27 protein-coding genes are annotated in these 26439 nt (G+C 59.5%); all 27 read right to left on the bottom strand.

Annotated elements, in window-relative coordinates:
• Nucleotides 1-67: 67 nt before the first annotated feature.
• The 27 genes from LOC68_RS21830 to LOC68_RS21700 all read right to left on the bottom strand — a co-directional run bounded on the left by LOC68_RS21830 (nucleotide 68) and on the right by LOC68_RS21700 (nucleotide 26159).
• Complete coding sequence (locus tag LOC68_RS21830) at nucleotides 68-712, bottom strand: RNA ligase family protein (protein WP_230222671.1); 645 nt, start codon at nucleotides 710-712, stop codon at nucleotides 68-70.
• Between the two features lie 95 nt (nucleotides 713-807).
• Complete coding sequence (gene flhB / locus LOC68_RS21825; RefSeq protein ID WP_230222669.1) at nucleotides 808-1917, bottom strand: flagellar biosynthesis protein FlhB; 1110 nt, start codon at nucleotides 1915-1917, stop codon at nucleotides 808-810.
• A gap of 9 nt (nucleotides 1918-1926) precedes the next feature.
• Entirely contained in the window at nucleotides 1927-2730 is an 804-nt protein-coding gene (locus LOC68_RS21820) for a flagellar biosynthetic protein FliR (protein ID WP_230222667.1), read from the bottom strand.
• A gap of 126 nt (nucleotides 2731-2856) precedes the next feature.
• On the bottom strand, nucleotides 2857-3132 hold the full coding sequence (locus tag LOC68_RS21815) for a flagellar biosynthetic protein FliQ (protein ID WP_230222665.1): 276 nt from the start codon (nucleotides 3130-3132) through the stop codon (nucleotides 2857-2859).
• A 22-nt stretch (nucleotides 3133-3154) separates the two neighbouring features.
• Nucleotides 3155-4108 (bottom strand): flagellar type III secretion system pore protein FliP, encoded by a 954-nt coding sequence (locus tag LOC68_RS21810; RefSeq protein ID WP_230222664.1) that lies wholly within the window; start codon nucleotides 4106-4108, stop codon nucleotides 3155-3157.
• A gap of 2 nt (nucleotides 4109-4110) precedes the next feature.
• Nucleotides 4111-4746: a flagellar biosynthetic protein FliO gene (locus tag LOC68_RS21805; protein WP_230222662.1), complete on the bottom strand. Its 636-nt coding sequence runs from the start codon at nucleotides 4744-4746 to the stop codon at nucleotides 4111-4113.
• A gap of 267 nt (nucleotides 4747-5013) precedes the next feature.
• Complete coding sequence (gene fliN, locus LOC68_RS21800; protein ID WP_230222660.1) at nucleotides 5014-5652, bottom strand: flagellar motor switch protein FliN; 639 nt, start codon at nucleotides 5650-5652, stop codon at nucleotides 5014-5016.
• 30 nt (nucleotides 5653-5682) lie between these two features.
• The gene (locus LOC68_RS21795) at nucleotides 5683-6219 is read right to left on the bottom strand and encodes a flagellar basal body-associated FliL family protein (protein ID WP_230222658.1); all 537 of its coding nucleotides are present in this window, start codon (nucleotides 6217-6219) and stop codon (nucleotides 5683-5685) included.
• A gap of 71 nt (nucleotides 6220-6290) precedes the next feature.
• A complete protein-coding gene (locus LOC68_RS21790; protein WP_230222656.1) occupies nucleotides 6291-7064 on the bottom strand; it encodes an OmpA/MotB family protein in 774 nt (257 codons plus the stop codon).
• Complete coding sequence (locus LOC68_RS21785; protein ID WP_230222654.1) at nucleotides 7064-7840, bottom strand: motility protein A; 777 nt, start codon at nucleotides 7838-7840, stop codon at nucleotides 7064-7066. Before LOC68_RS21785 ends, LOC68_RS21790 begins: the two co-directional genes overlap by 1 nt.
• 18 nt (nucleotides 7841-7858) lie before the next feature.
• Nucleotides 7859-8077 (bottom strand): flagellar FlbD family protein, encoded by a 219-nt coding sequence (locus tag LOC68_RS21780; protein WP_230222652.1) that lies wholly within the window; start codon nucleotides 8075-8077, stop codon nucleotides 7859-7861.
• A gap of 98 nt (nucleotides 8078-8175) precedes the next feature.
• Nucleotides 8176-11004, bottom strand: coding sequence for a flagellar hook-basal body complex protein (locus LOC68_RS21775; protein WP_390623396.1), 2829 nt, complete (start codon nucleotides 11002-11004; stop codon nucleotides 8176-8178).
• A 94-nt stretch (nucleotides 11005-11098) separates the two neighbouring features.
• Nucleotides 11099-11677, bottom strand: a complete 579-nt coding sequence (locus LOC68_RS21770; RefSeq protein WP_255670766.1) for a flagellar hook assembly protein FlgD — start codon at nucleotides 11675-11677, stop codon at nucleotides 11099-11101.
• A 105-nt stretch (nucleotides 11678-11782) separates the two neighbouring features.
• Nucleotides 11783-13444 (bottom strand): flagellar hook-length control protein FliK, encoded by a 1662-nt coding sequence (locus LOC68_RS21765; protein ID WP_230222646.1) that lies wholly within the window; start codon nucleotides 13442-13444, stop codon nucleotides 11783-11785.
• A 17-nt stretch (nucleotides 13445-13461) separates the two neighbouring features.
• A complete protein-coding gene (locus tag LOC68_RS21760; protein ID WP_230222644.1) occupies nucleotides 13462-14160 on the bottom strand; it encodes a hypothetical protein in 699 nt (232 codons plus the stop codon).
• Between the two features lie 3 nt (nucleotides 14161-14163).
• Nucleotides 14164-14613, bottom strand: coding sequence for a flagellar export protein FliJ (gene fliJ / locus LOC68_RS21755; RefSeq protein WP_230222642.1), 450 nt, complete (start codon nucleotides 14611-14613; stop codon nucleotides 14164-14166).
• Between the two features lie 19 nt (nucleotides 14614-14632).
• Nucleotides 14633-16003, bottom strand: a complete 1371-nt coding sequence (locus LOC68_RS21750; RefSeq protein WP_255670767.1) for a FliI/YscN family ATPase — start codon at nucleotides 16001-16003, stop codon at nucleotides 14633-14635.
• A 2-nt stretch (nucleotides 16004-16005) separates the two neighbouring features.
• Nucleotides 16006-16665, bottom strand: a complete 660-nt coding sequence (locus LOC68_RS21745; RefSeq protein WP_230222640.1) for a FliH/SctL family protein — start codon at nucleotides 16663-16665, stop codon at nucleotides 16006-16008.
• A 12-nt stretch (nucleotides 16666-16677) separates the two neighbouring features.
• Nucleotides 16678-17847, bottom strand: coding sequence for a FliG C-terminal domain-containing protein (locus tag LOC68_RS21740; protein WP_230222638.1), 1170 nt, complete (start codon nucleotides 17845-17847; stop codon nucleotides 16678-16680).
• Nucleotides 17848-17861: 14 nt separating this feature from the next.
• Nucleotides 17862-19451 carry a hypothetical protein gene (locus LOC68_RS21735; RefSeq protein WP_230222636.1) on the bottom strand — a complete coding sequence of 530 codons (1590 nt, stop codon included), beginning with the start codon at nucleotides 19449-19451 and terminating at the stop codon, nucleotides 17862-17864.
• Nucleotides 19452-19543: 92 nt separating this feature from the next.
• Complete coding sequence (gene fliE / locus LOC68_RS21730) at nucleotides 19544-19843, bottom strand: flagellar hook-basal body complex protein FliE (RefSeq protein WP_230222634.1); 300 nt, start codon at nucleotides 19841-19843, stop codon at nucleotides 19544-19546.
• A 20-nt stretch (nucleotides 19844-19863) separates the two neighbouring features.
• Nucleotides 19864-20286, bottom strand: coding sequence for a flagellar basal body rod protein FlgC (flgC, locus tag LOC68_RS21725; RefSeq protein ID WP_230222632.1), 423 nt, complete (start codon nucleotides 20284-20286; stop codon nucleotides 19864-19866).
• Between the two features lie 14 nt (nucleotides 20287-20300).
• Nucleotides 20301-20714 (bottom strand): flagellar basal body rod protein FlgB, encoded by a 414-nt coding sequence (gene flgB, locus LOC68_RS21720; protein ID WP_230222630.1) that lies wholly within the window; start codon nucleotides 20712-20714, stop codon nucleotides 20301-20303.
• Nucleotides 20715-20898: 184 nt separating this feature from the next.
• Nucleotides 20899-22299, bottom strand: coding sequence for a sigma-54-dependent transcriptional regulator (locus LOC68_RS21715; protein ID WP_230222627.1), 1401 nt, complete (start codon nucleotides 22297-22299; stop codon nucleotides 20899-20901).
• On the bottom strand, nucleotides 22296-23183 hold the full coding sequence (locus LOC68_RS21710; protein WP_230222626.1) for a sensor histidine kinase: 888 nt from the start codon (nucleotides 23181-23183) through the stop codon (nucleotides 22296-22298). Before LOC68_RS21710 ends, LOC68_RS21715 begins: the two co-directional genes overlap by 4 nt.
• 8 nt (nucleotides 23184-23191) lie before the next feature.
• On the bottom strand, nucleotides 23192-23647 hold the full coding sequence (locus LOC68_RS21705) for a flagellar protein FlgN (RefSeq protein WP_230222624.1): 456 nt from the start codon (nucleotides 23645-23647) through the stop codon (nucleotides 23192-23194).
• A 16-nt stretch (nucleotides 23648-23663) separates the two neighbouring features.
• Complete coding sequence (locus tag LOC68_RS21700; protein ID WP_230222622.1) at nucleotides 23664-26159, bottom strand: tetratricopeptide repeat protein; 2496 nt, start codon at nucleotides 26157-26159, stop codon at nucleotides 23664-23666.
• Between the last annotated feature and the right edge of the window lie 280 nt (nucleotides 26160-26439).

Genomic DNA, 26439 nt, shown 5'->3' with positions numbered 1-26439 from the left:
TGCAATTTCCGCCTAGCTCTTCCGCCCGCCACCTTGAGTTTCATCCCGCAAACCGCAGCGGAACTGGTCATTCCCAGTACTCTTCCCAGCGGTCGGCGAAGGCTTGCTTCAATTTCTGCAGATAAGCATAGGTCTTGATTTTGACCATCCAAAGATCAGTTCCCTCGCCCCCTCCTTTGCAGATCACCCCTTCGTCGACGCCATACTTTCCTTCACGAACATCTTCGGCAAATCTGCCGGTCAGTCGTCCCTGATAGACGACGCGAGCGATCGGCAGCGCCGCAAAATCCGTTACAAACCGACCAGGCGCAATCAGGCCGGTCGACTCCAACGAAACGTCAAACAGCCGGAGCTCTTTCGGGTCCGCTTCCTGATGAAGCCCGGCGAACGAGTTCGGCCCGAGGAACTCGGTGAAGGCCTGGAAGCTTTGCACGTTGCGATAGTCAGCGTGATCGCGGAAGATCTTTTCGAGCGGTTCCGCCAGCGAGCGCCAAAAGACGCTGACGCACTCGTGCAAGTGCGCATGCCGCTCGCAAAACTGGGCGATCCCCTCGTCGGTCAGATTAAACGCATCGCGGCGAGTCCCAAACGCATGCCAACCGAAGTCGCGATCCCAATCCCAGTGGAGATTGGCGCCGTCATACTTTTCAAAGGCGATGCAGCGCTGGAGCGGCGCGTTCTTGCTGCCGGGGATTTTGGGGTAGTGGAGCATCGCCGAAACGAACGTTGAGTCAACACGAGCAGAGAGCGGCCGCTCGGCCGCGATTGCCTGCGAGACACGCGCCGCCGTTTACCGGTTCGCTGCCGCTACGCCGCGTTCCGCCGGTCGTGCTCCTTCAGTTCGTCCAGCGTCGGCAGCGTCTTGCCCTTCAGTTCGTAGACGTACTTCAACACTTCGGCGACCGCCGCGTATTGTTCGGCGGGGATCGCCTGGTTCACTTCGGCGTCGCGGTAGAGAGCGCGGGCCAGTTCTTTGCGCTCGACGATCGGCACGTCATTTTCCAGCGCGATGCGGCGAATTCGCTGGGCGACCAGGCCGGCGCCTTTGGCCAGCACGATCGGCGCCGCCATCTTGTACGGATCGTACTTCAGGGCGATCGCCAGTTCGGTCGGGTTGGTCACCACGAAGTCGGCTTTCGGGATGTCGCTCCCCATTCGGCTCATCGCCAACTGTCGCGCGACCTGACGACGGCGAGCGATCAACTGCGGATCCCCCTGCAACGACTTCATTTCTTCGCGGACTTCCTGCTTCGTCATCTTCAGATCTTGCTCATGCTTCCACCATTGGAAAGCGTAGTCCATCAGCGCCAAGATCAAGAGAGCGGCGCCGATCTTCATCGACGTCCAAAAGGCGGTCATCAGCAGAAAACTGGCGATCTCACCGGGCGAGAGCTCGGCAAGTCCCAGGATCGTCGGCATGTCATAGTAGATGCTAACCGCGGCGACCACCGAGACGATCAACACCTTGATGATGCCGAACCCAAACCGGACGAAGTTGGCCAGCGCAAAGAGTCGCTGGAACCCGGAAATTGGATTGATACGTTGGATGTCGAACGACAGCTTCTCCGGCAGAAACAAAAAGCCGGTCTGCATCAGGTTGAGCGCAACGCCGGCGACCATCATCAAGAGCAGGATCGGCACGAGCACGACTGCCAGGCGATAGAGAGCAGTTCCGTTTTCGTTCATTACCCACTGAAAGCTGACTTGCAGCGGCGGCACGGCGCTGAGTTTGTCGCGGGTGAAGTCGCCGAAGTAATTGAACAGCGACTGCGAGAAGAACATGATCACGCCGAGCGCGATCACCAGCATGCCGGCCGAGATCAGGTCCTGGCTCTTGGTGACCTGCCCCTGCTTCCGCGCCTCGTCGCGACGGTGCTGGGTCGGATCTTCTGATTTGTCATCATCCTGCTCGGCCATGCTTCACTTCTACTTTGGAAACATGACGTGGCGATTGACGACCATTTCGCGAATCGAGGTGACGGTCGGCTCCAGTTGATCCTGAAACAACCACCCCATCGCTCCGACCGTCAGAAAGACGAACAGCATCAGCAGCATCGAGTTCAAGCTGAAACCGACGGCGATCAAGTTCAATTGCGGCAGCGTTCGGCTGATCAGCCCCATCACCAGGATGCCGATCATCAGCGCGACCGTCCCTGGCGCCGCGGCTTGCACGCCGAGCATAAAACTTTTCGACAACGTCATCACCAGCACGTCGACCACTTCCGGCGAGGCGAGTCCGACGCCCGGCGGTACGTCTGCAAAAGTCGAAAGCAAAGCGCCGATCATGAACCGGTGCCCGCCGAGACAGAAGAACATCGCCACCACGACCATGTCGAACAAGACCGACAGCATCGGGACGTTGTCGTCAAACGCAGGATTGAAGACGTCGGCGACCGACAAACCGCCGATCTGCCCCAGCATCTGACCGGTGATCTGGACGCCGGCGAAGAGAATCCGCACGCCGAGGCCGAACGAGATGCCGATAAAAAGTTCGCCGCCGAGCACCACCAGATAGCTCATCCAGTGATCAGGCGTCGGAAACTTTTCGCCCCAAAAGAGCCCGGTGATCATCATCGAAATGGTGACCGCCAGGAAGGCCTTGACCTTCATCGGAGCGTAACTTGACCCGAACATCGGCGCAGTCGCCAACATGCCGCTCACCCGCGTCAACACGGTGACGAAGATGAACAGCTGATGGAGCGTCGGTTCTAAAAGGGGCAAGCTTTCCATATTTGCGCCGGTGGCGCCATGCTCTTGCCGCGTCTTCGCGGGATGAGCATGTCTTCAAAGCCTTCTAGCAGGACAAAGACATGCTCATCCGACGAAGACGTCGCAAGAGCATGGCGCCAGGAGTTCTTAACCGCCCATGATCCGATCAGGAATGTGCGTCACCAAGGTTTCGGTATAGATCATCAGCCGTTCCAACACCCACGGCAGAGCAAGCAGCATCGCCGCCGCCATGGCGAGCAATTTCGGCACGAAGGAGACGGTTTGATCCTGAATTTGCGTCAGCGCCTGCAGCAGACCAATCGCCAAACCGACCAGCATGCCGACGATCAAGGCCGGCGCCGAGATCCACAGCGCGACCAGCATCGCTTCGCGCGTCAGGTCGACGGTCGTCGTTACGTCCATAGGGGAACTCCGGCTTTCTTCGTCATATTGTGGGGGCGAAACTTTGCAGCAGCATGCCGACGACCAACGTCCAGCCGTCGACCAGCACGAACAGCAACAACTTGAACGGCAGCGAGATCATCACCGGCGGCAACATCATCATCCCCATCGAGATCGTCACGCTGGCGACCACGATGTCGAGAATCAGAAACGGCAGGTAGATCTGAAAACCGATCAAAAAGGCGGTCTTCAATTCGCTGAGAATGAACGCGGGAATCAACGCTTGCAGCGGCACGTCGTCATACGACTCCGGCTCGCCGATTTCGTCTTTGGTCGATTGCGGCAGGAACTCGTAGAACATCCAGACGTCGTCGCTGTTGCCGGCGATGTCGATCTGCTTGCTCATGAAGTGGCGGATCGGCTTGGTCCCTCGTTCCCACGCCTCGTCCGGTCCCAGTTCTCCGGTCGCCGGATCGACGACGGCGAACAACTTGTACTGCTCGCCGGTTTCCGGGTTGATCTCTTGTCGCGTGTAAGGGCCGACGCTGTCCTCATAAACTTGTTGCCAAGTCGGGTACATTAGCAGGATCGTCATAAAGAGGGCGATCGCGGTGACGACCTGGCTGGGAGGCAATTGCTGCGTGCCAAGCGCCTGACGCAACAGGCCAAGCACAACGATGATCCGAATGAACCCGGTCGTCATCAGCAAGATCGCCGGCGCCAGACTGAGGACCGTCAGCAGCACCATGATCTGGATCGTGCTGACCAGGCCGCTGGGGCTAGTCCATTGCTCCGGTCCCCCTTTGACGAAGTCGGCCAGGTCGGACGCTTCTTCGGAGACCGGGGCGTCGAGCGACGACTCCGCCGTAACATCCGCCGATGGATCAGCCAGAGTCGACAATTGGGCGGTCGAGAACTGCGCCGACGTGGTCGACGTTGAAATCAACAGGGCGACCAGCGCGAGGAAGATCGAGCGAAGCTTGTTCTGTTTGAGCATGACTACGCCTCCAGGAATCCGCGAGTCGGCTTTTCGCCCATTTGCTGCAGCACATCCTGGAAGGTGGCGGACATGTTGCCGCTTCCGTTCTGTCGCAGGTGAACGAGGAGCGATTCGACTTCGAGCGGGTCAGAGATTTCGGTCAGCGTCTCGGCGCCATGCGGCGTTACCGACAACAGCAATAGCCGGCTACCGACGCGGACCAATTGCAACTGTTGGCGACCTTGTAGCTGCGTCCGCCCAAGGACTTGCACCACTTCTTTCGGTAAGCGAGTGTTGGCCGACGGCATTTTCTTTTTGCCGGCCCAAGCGAAGATCAGAAAGAGACCGACCACCAACATCAAGCTGGCGACGATCGTGGCGGTACGTTGTTTTGATTCGGCGCTCGGCAAGATCGAACCGACCGGCGTCGAGGGTTTCTCGCTTCGCTTCGGCAGGGCCAGCGGCGCATCGGTCGCATCGGCCGTTGCGGGCTTCGGCGCAGTTTCTTGCGGAGCGTGCGCACGGGGCGCCGGTTCGACTTGCGGCAGTCCCATCGGCGGCAGCGCGGTAACGGCTGCGTGTCCGTTGACCATCTGTCCCGACGATCCATCCGCCGCGGCAGTCGCCAAAACCAGACATAGGGTAATCGCGTGCATCCTTGCACTCGCTTTTGGAAAAAAGACTCAAGCGGTTCGCGTGCTGGCGCCGATCATTGAAGTAGGGAAATCCGTTCCCATCTCTACCGGCCCGCAGATCATAGAAGCGGGGGGCCTGCGTTACAAGGCGAATCGCCGCGCGGACTTCGTTGCTAGCGGCAGAATCGCCGATTCCAAACGGGCGCCACTGCTGGCTTGTCCAGCAGTGGGTACTTGGCATCCGCTTCGCACTGCTGGACAAGCCAGCAGTGGCACACAGTATATCGCCTACTCGACGCCGTCTCCGACGATCAGTTCCGCGATGCGGACGCAGAAGTTGTCGTTCAGAACCAGCACTTCGCCGCGAGCGATCATGCGGCCGTTGACGTAGATGTCGACCGGGTCGCCGGCCAGCTTGTCGAGAGAGACGACCGAGCCTTTGCTCATCTTCAGGACGTCTTCCAGGTACATGTTGGTCCGGCCCAGCTCAATCTTGACGTCCAGCTCGACGTCGCGGACCAGGTCGATAGTCGTTTTGGTGGTGCTAGCCGGCGCGCCGCCGAAATCACGGAGTGTAAAGAGTGCGGCGTCTGGCGCCATCTCGGTCGGCGACTCAAGCGAGGCGAGAGCCTCTTGCGCTTGATTCAGCAGGAATTCGATGTCATTGGGATCCATGCCGCCGTCACCGCCGCCACGCGGAGCCGCCGGTGCAGCGGTCGCCCCCGCATAAGCAGGCTGGGCGACCGATTTGGGAGCGGAAGATCCGCCTCCCGCCGTGCCGGCGAGCAACGCCTCGATCTCGTTTTGTCCGAGCGACTCGATTTCAGCCGCTTCCGGTTTCTTTTCGCTGGACGCTTCGAGTTTGCCGCTTTGCGCTTGCCGCAGCAGCTCTTCGATTTCGTCCTGTCCAATTTGATCGTCGCTCATCGGAATCCATTCCGAGCTGCTTTCAGACCACTACTGCTCGATGAACGAGTAGTCGCTGAAAATGACTGACTTTACGAGGGGTTTCCCCAGAATGCGGTTGGTTTTCTCTAAAATCTTGCGTTTAAGCAAGCCCAAACTCGGATCGGTCAGGTCGCTCACTTCCGAGCTTCGCAGCGTCACGATCACTTGCTCTCGCAAGCGATGTTCGTTCTGGGCGAGCAAGGCTTCAAACTCGCTCTGATTCTCCGCGTTCACCATCATGTACAGTTGAAAGTCGATGCGAAGCGTCGTATTGGCCAGCGGTTGATACGCCGTAATGCCAAAGGGCTTCAGAGCGATTTCGACCGTCGCCTTGTCCGAAACTGTCGTCAGCTCTTCCAAGTCGGGCTCAGTCGCCGAGTGCTGGCGCGCACGCATTTCCGCCGCTTCAATCACGTCTTCCGGCGACGGAATGACGAAATAAGCGAGCAGACATTCCAAACCGACCAGAGCTAGCACCGCGCCCAGAATCTTGAGCTTGGTAACCAGCGAGGGCCCTGCGGAGTTATTGGGCGTTGAACCAGCCATCGCAGCCGAACTCTTACGGTTAAGGGTTGAAAAAACAAACTATCCAACCCAAGCCTAGCATGCGTTTTGCGCTACGGCTTCTTCTCACCGGTCGGACCGCCGTTGGTGATCCGCTGCGACTGCTCCGCCCCGGATCCGACCAGGTCGTCGACCACTTCGTCGAGCAGAAAGACCTCGACGCGGGGGTTTTGTTTCAATTTTAGGGGATCTGTCCCGATATGAATCGGTTCATTCTTCCCAGCCGTTGAAATCCGTATACGCCGCGGATCTATACCCAGCGACACCAGAAAATCCATCACGGCCCGGCAACGTTCGTATCCCAGGTCGTAGTGATCGACGAAGGGGGCGCCAGGCGCGAGCGGCTTCGGAGCGGCGTGCCCGCGGATCTCGATCTTCTGCGGCTTGCCGCCGAATTCCTGAGCTTGGGCCTGCAAGTCCCGCTTCATCTCGTCGGTCAGCTTGGCCGACTCATCGGGGAAGTAGATCACCGTGCCGACGGCGGTGCTGCTGCCGGGACGGACGATCCGCACCTGCGGGCTGTCGCCGACCGGGGCTTTGACTTTTTCGCCCCCTTCCTGCGTGCTGAAACGCTTGGCGCGTCCCATCGTCGCGAGGTTCGAGAGATGCGAGTTACGCGGCTGGGCGGTGCCGGCGATCACGCTGTTCATCGAGTCGTCATGGCCGAACTGACGGCGAAACGATTCGACCAGCGCCTGAAAGTGCTCTTCTTTTTTGATCTCGCTCATCGAGACCAACATGATGAAGAACGTCAGAAGCAACGACATCATGTCGCCGAAGGTAACGACCCACTCGGGAATCCCCATCGCATCGTCGTCGCCACCCATTATTTCGCCTCTTCCGCTTTCTTGCGGGCCGCAGGAGGGAGGAACGTTCGGAGCTTTTGTTCGATCACGCGAGGGTTTTCGCCCGACTGAATCGCCATGATGCCGCGGACGATGATTTCCATGGTGAGCAGCTCTTGCTTGTTCAAAAACGAGAGCTTCTCGGCGAACGGCAGAAAGACGCAGTTCGAGACGATCGCACCATAAAGCGTCGTTAACAGCGCCACGGCCATACCGGAGCCGATGGAGGACGGATCGCTCATGTTACCGAGCATGATGATCAAACCGAGCAGCGTGCCGATCATCCCGTAAGCCGGGGCGAAACGTCCCATTTGGTCGTAAAACGCCTTAATGTCGCGATGCCTTGTGGCGACTGCGTCAATTTCGGTGCGGAGCAAATCTTCAATCACGTCAGGGCGTGCGCCGTCGACCGCCATCTGTATGCCGACGACAATAAACGGATTACTGATTTCGGCGATGCGCCCTTCCAGGGCGAGCAGACCGTCGCGTCGGGCGGTTTCGGCCAGGCTGACGATTTCTTTGATCAACGAAGTAACGTCGGTCGGCTTGTTCAGAAAGCAGACCTTCAGGGCCATCGGCGAACCGAGGATCGTCTTCAGCGGAAAGGCCATCATGCACGCCGCAACCGCGCCGCCGCAGACGACGAGCACCGACGGAACGTCGATAAACGCGCCCAGCGAAGAGCCTGGTGCGATCAAGATCGACACCAGAATCAGCCCGAATGCGGCGATCAGACCTATGACTGACGCGATGTCCATAATTACGTATTGCCCAGGTTAGGCTTTGGAGGCCGGCGCTACCGGACCTGCCGGAGCCAGAAATTTCGCTTGTTGGTACCGGATCGCACGTGCTAGCACCTCGTCCATCGATTCCGCGACAACCATCCGATCGCCGGTGGTCAGCGTGATAAACGTATCCGGGCTCGCTTCGACGTACTGAATCAATTCTGCGTTCAGCACGAAGGGATGCCCGCCCAATCGGGTTAGCTGGATCATGCGAGGTACCTAAAAAAATAGGCCCACGCTCGCAAAAGGTACGAGCGGGGGCCTAAAAATATCGAAGGTCGCCTATCGGCACAATCGGAATATCCGGACTATCGGCGGATATTCAGCAATTCGTCGAACAATTGCTGGGCCGAAGTGATGACCCGTGAGCTACTGCGGTACTGGGTCGAAGCCAGAATCAGGTCGATCAAGTTACCGCCGATGTCGGTATTCGACAATTCGACGGCGCCAGCAATGATACTGCCGATCCCTTCTTCGCCCGGATCTCCTTGAACCGGCAAGCCGGAGTTCACGCCGGCGGCGAACAGGTTGTTGCCCCGTTGCTCCAGACCGCTCGGGTTGGCGAAACGAGCCAATTGGATCATCCCTAGATCGCGGTCGACGCCGCTGGAGAAGACGCCGCGGATAATGCCGTCTTCGCTGATAATGAAGCTGTTCAGCTTACCAGTGCCGGAGCCGTCTTGTCGCGACGCATTGAGGGTCGCCTTGTCGGCTGCCAAACCAGAGAGCTGCGAGAAGTCGAGATCGAATTCCAATGGCGATTCCGACGGAATGTTACGGCGGTTGATCGTGACCGTGTTATTGTCGGACCCGATGAAGTTACCGTCGCCGTCGAAGTAGATCAAACCGGTGCCGACCGCGATGCGAGCCGCTTCCGACTCGTCGCCGATCGTGTCGCCGTCATTGTCCGGCGAGTCGGCGAACCAGCGGTAGATGGTATTGGTGCCGTTGCGAGCTTCGAGCACGGTCGTGACGCGAACGTTGATCGGCACCCCCAACGAGTCGTAGACGATCACGTCGGCCACGGCGCTTTCGCCCACCGCTTCTTGAATCACGCCGAAGTTGAGGTTCGGGTTCTGGACGACGCCGCTACCGTTATCCAATTGGAACGACGAGAGTCCGATGTCGACGCCATTGTCGACGCCGTTGTTGGACACGACGCGAATTCGTCCGTCGCCGGTGATCGAGATCCCCTGCGACAGGCCCCCCGTTTCGTTGGCGATGTTGTTTTCGGAACCAGGAATCGGGTTCGAGTTGCCGTTGACCGACGGCTGAATGCCGAGGGACGCCTGCATGAACTCGAGCAGATCCTGCACGATCGTCGTACTAGTGACGGTGAACGTCTTTTCGTTGAGCGTGCGATCCCCCTTCGAGCCCTTGAAGGTCAAGGTCCCTTCGGTGAACATGTTTTCGAAGTTCAAACCGTCGCGTTTGACGACGTCGACCAAAAACGTGTTGGAGTCGATTTTCGGACCGTCCAAGTCGATCTGACGATTCGAAGTATTGGTCAGATCCGAGATATCGGCGTCCGAGCGATCGTCGACGAAGTCTTCGCCCGGGTTGAGTTCGGCCACCAGGTAATACGACGCGGAGTCGGTCGACAGGTTACGGTAAACGTTGACCGTGTCGTAAGGCGGAGTCCCGCCGGTCGGCAGCGGCAAATTCGACAGATTGATACGGCCGTTGATGACGTTTTCCGGTCCAAGCACCAGCGACGGACGGCTTTCTTCCTGACCGGCGCGACCGAAGGTCACCAGGTACGAATAGTTGCCGTTGATGGTCGACTGATCCAGTTCGTTGGTCGTCAGCGGCGTCGTGCCGTCGTCGACGTACGGGCTGGCCGCAGCGGCCATGCTGATGGTGTCCAACTCGTAGAAATCGCTGCCGCCGGCGGCGGTGCGATAAATGCGAACGTCGGTGTAGTCGGGGCTAGTCGGCAGGTTGTCAAGGATGACCGAGTAGCCGTTGCCATCCCCCGGCGTGCCCGCCACGGTGATCAGCTGTCCGTCGGAGGCGATCGTTTCGTTGCCGATGGCGTCAAGGAAGGTGAACTTGTACTCGTAGACGTCGCCGCCATTTAGCAGACCGTTCGAGCCGGTACCGCCGATGTTGCCGGCCGCCAGTTGCGTTGCGGTCGGCGAAGCGGCGGTATCGGTGACCGCAGCGCCCATCGCAAACGAGCTGACCAGGAAGTACGTGGCGCCGCCGTCATTACTGCGGTACATGTTCAGCTGCGAGTAGCTGGAACTTTGCGGCGGATTGGTGAACGTGACCGTATTGTTGTTGGCGATCGTATCGCCCAGGTCGGCGACGTTGACGTTGATATTCGCCGAAGCTTGCGTTTCGCCCGCCAGAGCCGCATTCGAGAAGGTGAAGCGATAGTCGAACGTACCGTCCGGTACCGAACCGGCGCCTTCGGTCTGCCCTTGAACGAGCGAACCGATACCCGGCGTCGAAACGTCGTCAGCAGTGGTGGAGCTGTCGTCGGGGGTTTCCGCCACGATTGCGGTAGCCGAGCTGATGTCAGGACGCGGAATAGCGCCGTTACCAAGAATCGCGCTTTCGATCACTTGAGCGACCGTCGCGATATCGCCAGTGGCCGGCAACGTACCTTCCAGGTAGACGTTCTCCGTCGCTTTCGCAACCGCTGCGGCGCCGAGCGGAATCGTCAGCGGCACCAGCTGCGTCTCTTGGATGTTGAAGTTATCGTCGATGCCGAAGCCGAGCACGCGTTCGCCGGTGATCGTGACCAGCTCGTTGTTCGAGTTGGTTTTGAAGATGCCGTTTCGCGTGTAAAGGCGTTCGCCGTTGTTCCCTTGCACGATGAAGAAGCCGTCCCCCTGAATCGCGAGGTCGGACGGATTCGAGCTCACCTCGATCGTCCCCTGCGTGAAGTTCGGGGTGATTTCGGCCACCATTACGCCGAGACCAACCTGACGCGGGTTCGTACCGCCGTCGGTTTCCGTCGGCTTCGAGCCGAGACCGCGCGTCTGCAAGAACTGGTTGGCGAACAACGCGTCCGAGGCCTTGAAGCCGACCGTCTGCGAGTTCGCCAGGTTGTTGCCCAGCACGTCAATCTGCGTTTCGGCGGCCGTCATGCCGGTCAACGCAGTCGTCATGGCCGATGCTAGACCCATAGTTCATCTTCTCCGTAAGGGAACTGCTCTTGAAAGGTTTTTGCGGCGACCGCGCCTTCGTCGCCCATCTCGCTTGTATCGTTATTTCCCGCGACTACGCCGCAGCCGCTGAATCATCGGTTGAATCGCCGCTCGTATCGTCCGTGCTGGTATCGTCGGTTCCGCTCGATCCGCTCGTGGTCGTATCCGAGCCATCGGTGGTCGTATCGGTTTCGTCGGACGCTTGTCCCGCCGAAGACGGCAACACGGTGAAGATGTCGTCAAGTCGAACCGTGGCGACGCCGTCATCGGTCAAGACTTTAAGGAACACCTCGCGAACGCCATCGTCGTTCGGCGTGATCTGGGCGCCGGTCACGACGCCGAACACCACATCCCCTTCATTCGTCAGCGCCTGAACCTGTCCGCCGATCAACGTGGTGGCGGACAAAATGTTTTGTCCATCCAACACGTTCGTGAGCGTGGTCGACAGTTGCTCGGTCGCGGTGATGCTGCGGATCTGTCCGATCTGTTCCAGCATCTCGGAGTTCTTCATCGGCTCCAGTGGATCCTGATTCTGCAACTCGGCAAGCATCAGCTTCAGGAACTGATCCATGTCGAGATCTTGCAGACCGCCTCCCGCTGTGCCTGAAGAGCTACTACTAGTTGTCGACCCGGTTCCGCCTACACTTGACATAGAACGCTCCAAATAGATGACTCGATTTCGCCGAGCGCCATCGCGTTTCCATAGGTTCCGCGCAGCGTCCCACGACGCAGGCGATCTTCCAATTGTTTCGTACGTTTAGACCATCACGTTCAATGTTCCATCGCTGGCCACGATCGGCGTCGAAGTCGTTTCGACGCTTGACGTTTCGCCGTTGGTTGAACGTTGTTGGCCGTTAGTCGTTTGTTGATTCGAGGAATTCTGCTGTTGATCGGCCAGCGTTCCGCCGGCGTCTTGCGGGTTTCCGTTTTGTCCGACCGAAACTTCGAACGAATCGACGCGCAAGTTCAATTCGGCCAGGCGATCGCGCAGTTGCGGCAGGCTATCGAGCAGCACTTTCTTCACCGTCTCGTTTTCCGCCTCCAACTTCGCTTTCACCCCTCCCTCTTCCACTTCCAATTCGACGCGCAACGATCCCAACTCCGGAGGGCTCAATCGCAAGCGAATCGGTCCCCCTTGCGCTTGCGCCGTGCGTACCGCTTGGGAGACGCGCTGAATCAATTGAATCTGTTTCGCCGAGTCGATCTTGGGAGCGTCGCTGCCGGCTTTCGCCTTTTGCAGCAAGCCGCGTTGTAAACCACGCTGGATTGCGGTTCCGAGCCCCGGTTCGTTGACGCTCGACGTTTCGCCGCTGGCGGCAGTTGCACTTTGCGATCCACCGCCGTTAGTCGGGGGCACGCCTGTTTCTACTGCGGCGATCGCGGCATGCGTCCCGGGAATCGGCGTCGATTCGGCGGCCGCTTGCGTGGGGACGATCGCTTCAACGTCGGCCGTCGGATCGACCGTTCCGTCCGACGGCGCTTCCTGACGCGCCTCGTTGGTTTTGCTGATCTTTTCGCTCGCTTCGCGGCGATCGGCGGCGAACTGTTCGGCGTCGGTCGGACCATCGTCGACCGGCTCTTGTTCCAATGCGGCGGCAGCGGCCTCTTGAGCCGCTTCGATTTGTTCGTTGTTGTCTTCGTCGCCGTCGGTAAGGTTTTCGCCCGCAGTCTGCTGCTGCAAGTTCGCGTCGACAACCGGTTCGGCGCCCTCCTGGGCAACGGACAGTTCCGCGTCGGTATCGGACTTCTTTTCTTTGTCGCCGCTGGCTTTGGCCACGTGGAGCGTTTCCGAGTCGGCGGCGGCCGAGTTTTCTTCGGCGACGGCGTTCGACTGCTGGGCGTCGAATTGACCGATCGCCTCGTCCTGTTCGGTTTGCAACTCCGTAGCGGTCGCCTGATCTTCGCCGGCGTCATCTCCCAATTGATCGAGCGGATTGCTGTCGGCGGGCTTGACCGCTTCCGGATCGTCGACCGCTTCTTCGCCGCTCTGTTCTGGCGGAGCTTCTTCGACCGCCGTGGCGACCTTCACCTCGCCGACTACGACATCCTCTTCATCCGGCTCATCGTCAACCGGCGCAGCTTCCGACGCGGCGGGAATCGACACTTCGGGAATGTCGTTGTGGGCGTCGTCCGATTCGTAGGTGGTCTGAGCGTCGTCGCTTGGCGACGCGGCAGTCGCCGAGTCGTAGTCCTCTTCGGCGGTCGATTGGCGATCTTCGTCGCTCGGACGATCCTCCTGGACATAACCGCTCGAGGTAGTCGCTTCGGCGCCGGGCGATTTGGGCGTCAGGGCGGAGTTCTGCTGGATGAGCGTAATAAATGCGAGCGCATCGGGCGGCGCGGCGCCGGCGACGCCGATCGTACGCGGCGGCAACGACAACGTCGCCGACTGCACGCTCTGAGAGTCTCGCGTTTCCATGGCCCTATTCCCCTACCCTACGTCTCTTCCGGTTGGAACTTGTCGAGTTGGTCGCGTGCATCCTTGATCAACGTCGCCTCCGGTACGCCCAGACGAATCTGATTCAAGATGTCCGCCAACTTCTGCTTTTCTTCTTCCGTGCGGAATTCAGCAATGATCTTTTTCCGTTTGTCGTTCGGCATCCCCTTAAGGATGGTGACGACGTCCTGCATCGAGTTGTCGTCTCGCTCGAGCATGATCATCATCTGCTCTTTCGCTTGCCGCGCGTCGATCGCTTCCATCGTCCGCTGCAATTCGACGATCGCGTCGTCGCGAACCCCTTCTTCCAACTTTTTCAAACGTTCGTCGAACGACGTCTTCAGTTGGTCGTAGCGACGACGTTCTTCCGCCAGGTTCGCCTGCATGCCGCGAATGTTTTCAATCCCGGTGTCGAGCGCCTGAATGCGGAAGTCGAGCGCCAAGTGGCGACGAGCCCGCGCGTCGATCACGGCCTGCATGTCAGGCTCTTCGTTATCCTTTTCGGGCTGCGACTCTTCGTCCATCTGCTCCCGAATTTTGTCTTCGTCGATGCCGTATACGATCGCCAGGATCGAATACGCTTTGCTGGTGTCGACCCGATTGGTGGCGATCAAAATCGCGGCGCCGACCCCCGTCGCCAAGACGGTGGCGACGCAGAGATAGGCGAACGCGGACGCAGCTAGTTTCAATGCGGCCATCGGTTACCGTCCCTTCCGTGCGAAGGCGATTAACGCGATTTCATCCATCTGCAAGCTTTCTCGTCGCTCCTGCTCGGTATGAAAACGCTTTTCCTGGCGTTCTCGCAGTTTCTCAAGCGAGCGTACTTCTTTTTCCGCTTCCAGCAGAGCCGTGCGGCGTTGTTCGATGTGGGGCGCCAGCTTCTTCTGCAGGCTTCGCTTGTGGGCGATCACGGCTCGCAGGTGATTCATTTCGCGCTGAGCGACGATCAAACTGTCGACGTTCATCCGTCCGATCGAGCAGCCTTGGCGAGCTTCGAGGATCGTCTGCTTGAGCATCTCCTCGGTCTCTTCCTGTTCGCGGGTGAGCTGATCCTGGATCGACAATACTTCCATCAGTTCGGCCTGGCGCTGATCGCGCGCGGCGATTTTCAATTTCAGGAAGGTCGCCAGTCGAAAGCGAAAGTCGGCCATCGGTTAACCTTCGTCCTTTCTAGGCGCCAGCCTGTTGAGTTTGACGTTTGACCTTCGCCAACGCTGCGGCGTTCGGAACCGGCCGCGCGCCGCACTTGGCGACCAACTGCAACAACTGCTGCTGGGCTTCTTCGACCGACGACTTTTCTTCGATCGCTTGTCGCAGGTAGGCGTCGATCTCGGTTCGCATCCGGATCGCCAGGTCGATCTGGGGGCTGGTCCCTTGTCGATAGGCGCCGATCGTGATCAGGTCTTCGTTTTCGCGATAAATCGACATCAACTCGCGGATTACCTGCGCGGCGGCGCGGATCTCCGGGTTCACCAGGTCGTTCATCAAACGGCTGATGCTCGCCAGAATGTCGATAGCGGGATAGTGTCCCTTGGCGGCGATCGCCCGCGAGAGAACGACGTGCCCGTCGAGCAAACCGCGGACGGTATCGCTGACCGGTTCGTTCGAGTCGTCCCCTTCGACCAGGACGGTATAGAACGCGGTGATGCTTCCCTTGGCGCTGCGACCGGTTCGCTCGACCAGCTTCGGCAACATGGCGAAGACCGACGGCGTGTAACCTTTGGTAGTCGGCGGTTCGCCGGCGGCGAGTCCGATCTCACGCTGCGCCATCGCAAAGCGGGTGACCGAGTCCATCATGAACAGCACGCGGCGTCCCGACTCACGGAAGTATTCGGCGATACTCGTCGCGGCCATCGCCGCTTGCACTCGCATGATCGCCGGCTGATCGCTGGTCGCGACGATGACGACGCTGCGAGCCATCCCTTCCGGCCCCAGATCGCGTTCAATAAAGTCGTTCACTTCGCGACCACGTTCGCCGATCAGGGCGATCACGTTGACGTCGGACGAAGCGTACTTCGCCATCATGCCAAGAGTGACGCTTTTGCCGACGCCCGAACCGGCGAAGATGCCGATACGCTGACCATCGCCACAGGTAAGCATCCCATCAATGGCGCGAACGCCGGTCGAAAACATCTGGTCGATGCGAGGTCGACTGGTCGAGGTCGGCGGATCTTGATCCAGCGGCGAACGTAACGTCAGCGCTGGTTGCGGCAGACCGTCAATGCAGTTGCCATGGGCGTCGACGATGCGGCCGAGCAACATCTCACCGACCGGAATCGACCGGACGGTGCGAACCAGGCGAACGGCGCTTCCCTGTCGGACGCCGTTGAGTTGTTCGAGCGGAAAGACGAGCGTCAACTCGCCGCGGAAGCCGACCACTTCGCCCGCCAACGGTTTGCCCGATTGGCGTTGGATTTCCACAACGCTGCCGACCGGCGCCGGAAAACCGCCGACGGCGACGGTCGTGCCGATCGTCTCCACCACGCTGCCGACCAGGTCGTGCGCCATCAGTTGATCGAGTTGTCCGCAAATCGGATGCATCGTTACTTCAACTGCTCCTCAATCCGACGCAATTGCGTTTCAATCTGCCCATCGACTTCGCCGAACTGCGTTTCGACTCGGCAGCTGCCGCGCGACAACCGCGGGTCCGGCACGACCTGCGACGGCGAAAGCTTTCGCAGCACGTTGGCCGAGTTGGCGGCGCCTTGATCCATCGCATCGATGTCGGACGGGTTCATGTGAACGGTGATTTCGCCGCAGCCGCTCGCCAGCTTGATCGTTTCGCGAATCATCTCCAGGCTGATCTCCGGACGCTGGGCGATCTCTTTGCGAATGATCTTCTCGGCGATCGAACAAGCGACATGCAGCGCCGCGTTTTCCCATTCCTTCAGGAAGGTTTGCTTCGCTTCGGTCAGCTCTTTGACGATCTGCTGCAGCGCCGGAATGACGGTAGCCGCTTGTTGGTCGACCTGCGTCTTGAGGGTCTGCTGCGCCTTTTGCATCGCATCGGAAGCGCCGGCGGCGGCCGCTTGCTGGCGAACCTTGGCCGCTTCCTGCTGGGCGTCCTGGATCAGCTTGGCGGCGTATTGTTTGATTTTGGCGAGTTCGCCTTGCGCGCGACCGGTCACGTCTTCAAAGTTGAAGGCGACCGCCGAGAAGTCTCGGTCTTCGCGTTGCAGTTGTTCCGCTTTGATAACGCTCATGGTGTTCGTTTCCTACGCCGACGCCGACAAACGAGAACCGCCTTGCTGGACCTGCGCGATAACGCGAGCGGCGGTCACGCCGAGCTTCTTTTGCGCCGCATCAATGTCCCGAATCAAAACCGGCTGCAAGTCGCGAATCCGACGTTGCAGGTCATGGATTTCGCGTTTCGAGAGTCCGCGATAAAAACGCTGCGTGACGGCGTTCGATGCGCCAGCCAAGGCGAGCAACACCGTCTGCGGTTCGGTTTCGGCCAAAACGCGCCCGAGCAAAGCGTCGTCAAACTTGACGAACTCGGCCAATGGCACGGACGGCTCCGGCGGTGCTTCGACGTTGGCGACCGACTGCGGCGCCGGCTTCCGCGGCGTTTCGTCCGCCGTGAATTCATTACCGACGCGTCGCGGCTCGATCGGTGCGTAAACGGTTTCCAGCGACGACTCTTCCGGCTCGGGCTGCGGCGTTTCCTGGACGAGATCGGCGCCGAGACGCATCGCCATCGCGGCGCTGCGGGTCTTGAGCGTGCGCAGCACTTCGGCGCTGTTGGCGGCGTCCGATGCGGCCAGAATCGCCTTGGCGGCCGACAGCCCGATGCGGCGGCTCGACATCGCTTGCAGTTGATCCTGCACGATCGCCTGCAGTCGCGATTCGATGGCGCGGAGAACTTCGGCGTCAGTATGTCCCAAGTCGACCAGTCGCTGAATTACGGTCGCTTGCAGGTCAACCGGCAGCTCACGCAAGATTGCGGAGGCTCGCGTCGGTTCGAGATGCGACAGTACCACGGCGATCACCTGCGGGCTCTCTTGTTCAAAAAACGGAGCCAGCATCTCGGGGGGCGCGTCGTTCAAAAAGTGAAACGGCGGCGGAACCGGTTCGGTCGGTTTCGGCACGCGATCGGCCGCGTGCAGCCGGGGCGATCCGGGATGCGGCGTAGCGCTGAAAACCAGTTCGTCCCCAGTCGGTTGTTGTTTCGGCGCCGGGGAACCGCTCCGGCGTTGCATGAATTCGGCCAGGACCGCTTGCTTCTCTTCGGCCGAAACGTCGTCGACGAACATCGATTCGTAACGAACCTGTTGGGCGATCTCTTCCGGAAACGCGTCGAGCAACACGTCGGCGGCGTCGGGATCAAGCTCGGCGACGACAATCGCCGCTTTGCGAATCATCTGTTGATCAATTTTGTTCGTCATGTCGTTTCCCCCACTTAGCTGGCCGCATTAATCCAGTTTTTCAAAATCCCCGCGGCCGTGTCCGGATCTTCCCGGACCATTTCGATCAGTTCGTCTTTCAGGTTCGGGCTGTTCTTGGTGAACCGCTTCTTGAGCATGCCCGAGACGTCCGCTTCGTCTCCCTCTTCGTCCATGCTCGGAGGAGCGGCAAGGCGAATGCCTTGATCGAGCTTCGGCTCTTCCGGCTGGCTGTTGACCATGCTGCGAAGCATGAGCAGAGCGAACAACCCGACGCCGATCATCGCCACCGTTTGCCAATTGGCGCCGAGCCAAAGCAGCGCCGTATCAGCCAAGGCCGGCTCCGGCGTCGCCGGCACGTCGGTACGAGTCACCGACGTAACGTGAACTTGCGGATAAGGATCGTCTCCCGGCGGTTGCGGCGGCAACAAGGTGACGACCTGCGACTCGATCGACTTTTTGACTTCCTCTTCGATCTTCTTCAGCACGCCGGCATCCGGCTTGGTCGCTTGGGCGCCCAGGGCCGGCGGGTTTTGCTTGTGCCAGATGTTTTCGTAGTAGTCTTGCGGAACGGTCACCACCACGCGAACTTGCTGCGGGGTGAGAGAAGCGGTTTCGCTCAGCAGCAACGTCTTGTCGGTAACCGACGCGGTCTCTTCGCGGCTTTCTTCCATCGAAGATTCGCGAGCGGGAGCGGTAGTCAGCTCGGCTTGTTGATTCGGCGCCTGAGCGGCCAGACCAGGACGTCCCCCTTCGCGCGGAGTCTTGTTCATTTCGGTCCGCTTCTCGGCCGAGGTGAGAAGCGCGATCGGGCGAGCGCCATGTTCCAGGCGTTCTTCCCGCTGGTTCATCTTCCGGTCGAGTTCCACATTGACCGTCACGTTGACGCCGTCGATGTAATTAAGAGCGGCGGCGATCTTGTCTTGCCACGCTCCTTCAAAGAACTGCTTGCGAGCGGCGTAGGCGTCTTCGGCCGGGCTCTCAACATCGCCCGAAAAGGTGCGACGCGAGTTCAGGTCGGTGACCGAAACATGTTCCGGCGAAAGTCCGGCGATCGAATAGGCGACGTAGTTGCGAATGCTGCGAACCAGCGACTGATCGATTTCTTCGCTTCCCAGCGGACGAACGACGACCGACGCGGTGTAGACCTTGCGACGGGGGAAACCGCCCTTGTCTTCGATGTCGTAGTGAACCGAGGCGAACTCGATTCCTCGCATCTTGCGCAGCACCAGGGCGAGGTCTTTTTCCTTCGCCACTTTCTGACGGTCCGAGCGATGCTGTTCCGATTCAAACGGGTTGGCGTTCTCGACCGCCTCTTCCATGCTTTCATGAAACTCCGGCGGGATCGCATTGTGCTTCACCATCGCGGCGACGTACTCGGCCCGTTTGCCGCGGGGGATGTAGATCTGGCTCCCTTCAATCTTGTAATCGTCGAGCATTTCGGCGGCGAACGCGGCCAGAACCGCCTTTTGATCAGCCGGATCGATCGCAGCGCCAGACAGCAGCGCGGTGTCGTGCTCGAACATGCTTCCCTGAAACAGGAAGGCGAAGCTCGCCACGATCACGACGATCAATAGACCCGCGATGATCCGGGACCCCGGAGTCATCGAGAAGAACAGGTCCTTAATCTGCTCAAAAGCTTTGTTTAAAAAGTCCATCCGTGGACCTCAATGGCTTCTAGTGGGAGTACGTCTGGGCGTTAGATTCGAATGTCTTTGATCTCTTGGTAGGCTTGCAACATCTTGTTGCGCACCTGCATCATCAGCTTGAACTCAACGTCCGCCTTCTGGACGGCGATGAGGACTTCGGAAGGGTTGACGTCGCCGCCGGTCTGCAATTGCTCGACCGCGCGGTCGGCTTGTTGCTGCATCTCGTTGACGCGGGAAAAGCCTTCCAAAAACAGGTTGGCGAACGATTCGTTCGTCGTCGCCGTTCCGGCCGGCCGAGTCAATTGACTGGGCAGAATCGTTTGCGGCGAAATGTTGTGAATCGCTTTCATGGGTCGTTAACTCCTTCGCCTTACGCCAAAATCCGCAGGGATTGGGCGGCGAGATTCTTCGAGATCTCGACGACGCCGATGTTCGCCTCGTAAGCGCGGGAAGCTTCGAGAGCGTCGACCATCTGTTCGACCATGTTGACCCGGGGGTAGGCCACGTAGCCTTTGTGCTTGCCTTCGGTGATCGCCAGCGGATGGGTCGGCTGATAGCGATAAACCGGTTCGACCTGATCTTCTTCGATCGACGAAACTCGGACGCCGGAGGCTCCGCCGGGGGCGCTGATCGAGCTGTCGGTTTCAAAAATCACGTGCCGAGCCTGGTAAGGAGCGATATCGCCGTTTTCGTCGCGGAGCGACGACATGTTCGCGATGTTGCTGGTCACCGCGTTCAGCCGGATTCGCTGTGCGATCATCGCACTGGAACTAATATCGAGAGCGCCGTTCATGTTTACTCTCCTGGTTATACGCGTTCGCTAATCGCCGTCTGTAACAACCGCATCTGCTGTTCCATGATCGTAATCGCCATGTTGTGCATGATTTGGTTCTTGGTCATTTCCATGACTTGCTGTTCGATGCCGACGTTGCTTTCGTCGTGAAACAAAATGCCAGGGATCGACTCTTTCACTCTTCGCATGGGATCCGAGTCGCGCGTCGCAACCAGACCTGGAGAAAGCGGCTCGTTCGGTTTGTTCTTCTCCTCGATCGCCTCTCGCAACTTCGCCTGGAACTGGTCCAGGTTCAGGTCGCGCACCTTATATCCAGGCGTATCAAGGTTCGCGATGTTCCCCGCTAGCAGATTGTGCCGGGACTGAGCGAAGTTCAAAACTTGCTCGAGAACCGGGATCGTGCCCGCGTTGAAAATCGAACCGCTCATTGCTCGGCTCCTTCCAGGCGAAGGGACTTCATGCAAAAGGCGTACCTTACATTGACCGCGGTAAGCTCGGCAAAATGGATGCGATGTCGCGCGGATGGCGACAGATCGCTCCGGAAAGCCGCAGCAAATCGTGCTGCATGCATTCGGAAGTTTTTGCCGGTCGTCTTACGCATGGTCCGTTTTCCTAAATCGCTCGCGCGAAGGTCTTCGCTCGCGGCGCCAGGCCGTAACCGCGAAGCTTGTTCGACAAGGTCCGGGGACTGATCCCCAGCGCGGCGGCGGTCTTCTCGCGATGACCGTCGTAATGTTCGAGGGTCGCCGAAATCAACCGGCGTTCCATTTCGTCCAGCTTCACGCCGACCGGCGAATCGTGCGAATCGCAGGCCTCTTCGGTCGATTCGCAGTGGAGCCAGTTGGCCAGATCGTCGGCCGTGATCTGACCGTCGGTCGCCAACACGCAGGCGCGAGTGACGATGTTTTCCAATTCCCGCACGTTCCCCGGCCAATCGTGACGGACAAGCAAGTCGAGCGCCGCAGGCTGGACGCCGCAAACCGGCCGTTCCAGACGAGCGGCCGTCTGCTGCAGAAAGTGGTCAACCAGCAGCGGAATGTCGTCCGAACGCTGACGAAGCGGCGGCAATTCGATCGGCACCACCGCCAGGCGATAGTACAAGTCGCGGCGAAAACGTCCGGCGGTCACTTCTTCTGGCAAGTCGCGGTTGGAGGTGGCCAAAACGCGAACGTCCGCTTCAATCGTTTCGCTCGAACCGACCCGTTCGTAGCAACGCTCTTGCAACACGCGGAGTAGCTTCGCCTGCAGCGGCAGATCGATCTCGCTGATTTCGTCGAGCAGGATCGTTCCTTGTTCGGCCAGTTCAAACCGTCCGACGCGGGACGAGTCGGCGCTGGTGAATGCGCCGCGGGTGTGCCCGAACAGTTCGCTTTCCATTAGGTGAGCCGATAAGACCGGGCAGTTCAGGCTGATCAAAGCCCGACCGGCGCGACGGCTCCATTCGTGAATCGTACGCGCGACCAACTCTTTGCCGACGCCGCTTTCGCCGATGATCAACACCGTTTCGTCGGTCGGAGCGACCTGAGCGATCCGCTGACGAACTTGTCGCATGGCGAGGCTCTCGCCGATCATCGCCACTTTGCCGGTTTCGCCAGGCGTCGCCACCGTGGCGCGATCGCCGCTGGCGGCGCTTTCCAGCACGCGGTGAATGACCGCTTCCAGGCGATCGGCGTTGAGCGGCTTTTCCAGATAGTCGGCGGCGCCAAATCGCATCGCTTCGACGGCGGTCGAAACGCTGCCATGGGCGGTGACCATCACGATCGGAATGTGAGCATCGCGGCGACGAATCTGCTGAACCAGTTCCAGGCCGTCCATGCCGGGCATTTGCAGGTCGGTTACAACGGCGTCAAACTCGCCGGCGTCCAACTTCTGCAGCGCCTCATGGCCGCTGGAACAAGCCGAGCCGCGATGTCCCAACATCTCCAGCACGTCGACAATCGACTGACGTGCGCGAGCGTTGTCATCGACGACCAGCACGTTACCGGTAGCGATAGGAGCTTCTACGATGCTCATGCGGCAGCCTCCACTCGGGGTTGCGGAAGCACCAGCGTCACCGCGGCGCCCCCTTCCGGACAATTCATCGCGATCGCTTGACCGCCGTGGGCTTCCGCAACTCGCTGGACGATCGCCAGGCCGAGTCCGGTGCCGGTGTTTTTGGTGGTGAAGAACGGGTCGAAGGCGCGAATTGCAACTTCCGGACGGAACCCAGGGCCCGAGTCGGCACATTCGATTTCAACGCCCGAGCGTCCGACGCACGCGGTCAACAGCAAACGCCCTCCGTCGCCCATCACGTCCAACGCGTTCAACGTCAGATTCAACACGGCCCGACGAACCATTCCGCGATCGGCACGTACGGTGAGGAGCGAATCGACGTCGATCGCCACCTTCACGCGTTGCGCTTCGCATTGCGGGGCCAGCGTTTCGCAGACTTCCTCGAGCAGCGGCGACAGCGGAAAGCGGCTCCACTGCGGCTGACGATCGGAAGTGAAATGGAGCAAGTCGTTGACGGTCGAATCGAGGGCGGTCAGGCCGTTCTCGATCTTCTGGCCGATCGCGGCGCTGTTGGGGCCGAAGTCGGCCTGACGCTTCAGCATGCTGACGTACATGGTGAGCGGCATCAGGCTGTTGCGAACTTCATGAGCCACATGCGACGCCATTTGGCCCAAATCGGCCAGGCGATTCTTGCGGGCCAGTTCGCGGTTCTTGATTTCGAGTTCGTCCGACAGACGAGCCACTTCGCGGCGAAGCGCTTCGTGCGTCTCCTGCAGTCGCGTCGTCGCGGTATCCCAAGCCGAAAGCAAACGGTCGACGTCAATCGCGCCGTCCGCCGCAAACGCGTCGGAGATCACTTGATCGGCCGCTTCTTTTTCCTGCAATCGATTTTTGCGTGCGGGCATTGCCATGGTTAACCTGCTGTAAAGTCAATGCGGTGAGTCGGCCCCGACGTCGACGCATAACCGTCGAGCGCCACAGTAGATCCCTGGGTCATTTGCAAACTTCGGGAAATCTCATCTCGATTGGTGCGAACGCGTTGTTCCGCCTCGCTTTCCAATTGTTTCAGTTCGTCGAGCATCGCCTGGCACTCGCGGGTCGCTTCGCTGCAGCGATGACGATCCAGCGGCGAGCGCCAATGACGCGACTCGGGATCGCACAGGCGATGCGGGTCGAGCTGCCGATCGACGTTGAGCAGCATTTCGATCAACGTCTGCTTGGCGGCGACGACGCGCATCAAGTCGGTGATATGGTCGCTGTGTCCCGACAACTGCAACTGGCGTCGCGACAACAGCTGCAACTTCGACAACAGATCGTGCTTCTGCGCGATCAGCTGTACGAGTTCGTCCGTTTCGGCGTAGGCGTGCATAGCGGCGACGTTTCTTTTAAAGGGTGGAAATGAGCCAGTCGATGAAGTTCCGCCAATCGTCGGCGGAACCATACGACGTCTCGGAGTAATCCGCGTTTTCGGGCAAGCGGTCCAACACGATCTTGGCCTGTTCCAGCGTTCCTTTCGCTTCGATCGGCTGCCCCATCAAGCGATAGCAGCTGGCGATTTGCGAAAACGCCTCCAAGGCGATCGGATCGTTTTGATAGCGGTTCGATGCGGTCGAATAGGCTTCGATCGCTTGCGGAAACTGCTGCAAGTCGTAGTAAGCCGCTCCTTGCGCGAAGTAGCTGTTTCGCAGGATGTCTGCATGCACTGGGTGCAGCTCGCCGCGAGTTTCAAACTCTTCGGTCAGCTCGTCGACTAGCGACGCGTAGATTTCCAAAGCCGCTTCCAGGTTGTCTTTCACTTCCTTGTCGAAGCGAACTCGTTGCGTTTCGATGTCGACCAGACGGAATCGTTTGCGCGGGAGCATCGACGACCGACGGTGACATTCGGCCGCCAGGTAGCGAGCCATCACCGCTTGCGGGTCGTTCGGATAACGGCGAACCGCCATCTTCAAGTTCTTGATCGCCAGCAAATAGGAGCTGTTGCTCTTTTCGAGCAGCTCAAACGCTTCCCGCGGCACCGCTTCCGGATCTTCCAGAATCCCTTTCACGCGGGCCTGGGCTTCAAACATTTCCCCTTCCAGGTGCAACACGCGTCCTAATGCGAACAGCGAGTTCTGCCATTCGATCGACTGCGGCTCAAGCCGGCCATCGTTCAGGTTCGATTGCAGCATTTCCTCGGCCAGCGTCAGATTACCAACTTCCAAATAGGCTTCGGAAGCGAGCAAACGAGCGTCGTAGATGACCGGATCACGGGAATAGAAGTCGAGACATTCATGCAGCAGTTCGAGCGCTTCGTCAGCTCGATCGAGCGCGATCAAGGCGCGAGCCTTCGCGACCAATGCCCGCGGCTGACGCGAACGATCTTCGTACTGGCTGTACATGTCCAGCATTTCGATCGCCTTGGTGTAATCCTGGCCATCGAAGTAGGCGGTAGCGCTTTTCCACAGCTCTTCGGTATAGGTGCGAGCCGAGAATCGTTCGGCGGCCAGCTTTTCGTAAATGCGACCGGCGCTGCGGAAACGTTCGCGAGCTTCTTTACGCAGCGTTTCGGCCTCGGCCAGCTTCGCCACTTGCGCATGGCTCATGATCGTATCGCCCCAGCGGACCAGAATATCTCCTTCGGTCTGCAGCGACTGATCACGCGGAAAGAGGGGCGTCAGCGCCTGGGCGACTTCGACCGCGTTCTGAAATTCCTGCTTGTCGAGGAATTGCTCGATCGCGGCGGTGACCTGGATGCGGAGTTGTTCAATCGTCAGGTAAGGATTCCGGAACTCCGGCTCCAATGCCGCGTCTTGCAACGTACGACGGTAAACGTCGACCGCTTCGCCGTAGCGTCCCGCTTCACGAAGCAAGCGTCCTTCGAGCACGCCGGCAGCGATCCCTTCCGGCGTTCGGAAGTAGATTTTGCGAGTTCGCGTCGCCTGGCTGAGTGCGGCCGGCGTTTCGCCTGCTTCGTCGAGAGAAACCGCCAGCAAGTAGGAGGAAGCTCGGGTCGAGTCGGTTCCGACCAACTGGTTGTCGGCCGCTTGTCGCAGCAGATCGATCGCGGCGTTCAGTTCCTTTTCCCGATCCGGACTTTCCTGCTTCGCGCGGGCCAGTTCGACTTCTCCCCGGACGATCAACGAATCGACGTAAACCGGTGAGGTCTTGGCGATCTCGTCGACCGCGGCGACCGCATCATCCAAGCGACCAAGACGAAGCAAGATCTTCGCACGACGCAACATCGCCGTATCGCGCTGCTGCGGCGAAAGAAGCTTCACTTCCAGATACTTGTCAGCCCAAGTGAGCGCGTCGGTCAGCTGTTGATCGCTCGAGGCGGCGTCGGCCAGGTAGGCGCTCGCCAGCATGTCTTCGATTTCGCGGCGGTATTGAGGGGCCGCTTCGTAGGTCTTCAGCAGGACCGGAATGCTTTTGCCATATTGCTTGCTCAACACCAGGCTCCGGCCGAGCATGTAGTTCCCTTCAGTCGCGTAACCTTCGGGATAACCCAAGTCGGCCGATTGGCGAAGATAGCGAGCGGCGATCATGAAGATCCGCTGCTTGTCCTGTTCGCTCCAGAATTGATCCGAATCGTGATAGGCGATCGCGCCGAGCACGTAAGGAGGAATCGCTTGCTCCGGTTCCGGCAATTGATAGTTGCCGACAAACGACTCGGCGATTCGTCGAGCGGCGCCATAGTCCCCCTCTTCGAGCTTTTCGAGCGACGTATAGATCGTCTCGCGGCTCGTATCGGCGACCGTGGAGGAGAGGATAAAGGCGACGCTCCCTAAGACGCACGACAGCACGAGGCCGACGATGACCAGGCGCAGCCGCGCGTCAAGCCAACCCTTTTTCGGGGCAGCCTCGGCGTTGGGCGCGATATCTTCCTTGACTTCGTCGGCCATCGGTGGAGGAAATTTGCTTTTTCTGATTTTTGCTCAAGCGGCTTCGGCGTCCGTGCCGATGCTAGAAGTGGGTCGGTAGATCCGCTTCTCTTCGTCTTGGCGCAGCAAAATGCGCAGGCTCGCGCATTTCGCGGGAGGCATAAATACCCCAACTCCTCGCTTGCCGTCAATACGTTTCGTCGCCCCCCCTCCCCTGGCGACCTCTTTTTGACGGCGGTTCTCGACCACGCGGCGAAAAAGTAAGATAGCGGCGCCAGCACTTCGCCTCGTTCCGCTAACG

Source organism: Blastopirellula sediminis, assembly GCF_020966755.1.
In the GTDB taxonomy this organism is placed as follows: domain Bacteria; phylum Planctomycetota; class Planctomycetia; order Pirellulales; family Pirellulaceae; genus Blastopirellula; species Blastopirellula sediminis.
This window is presented reverse-complemented; position numbering and strand designations above follow the sequence as displayed.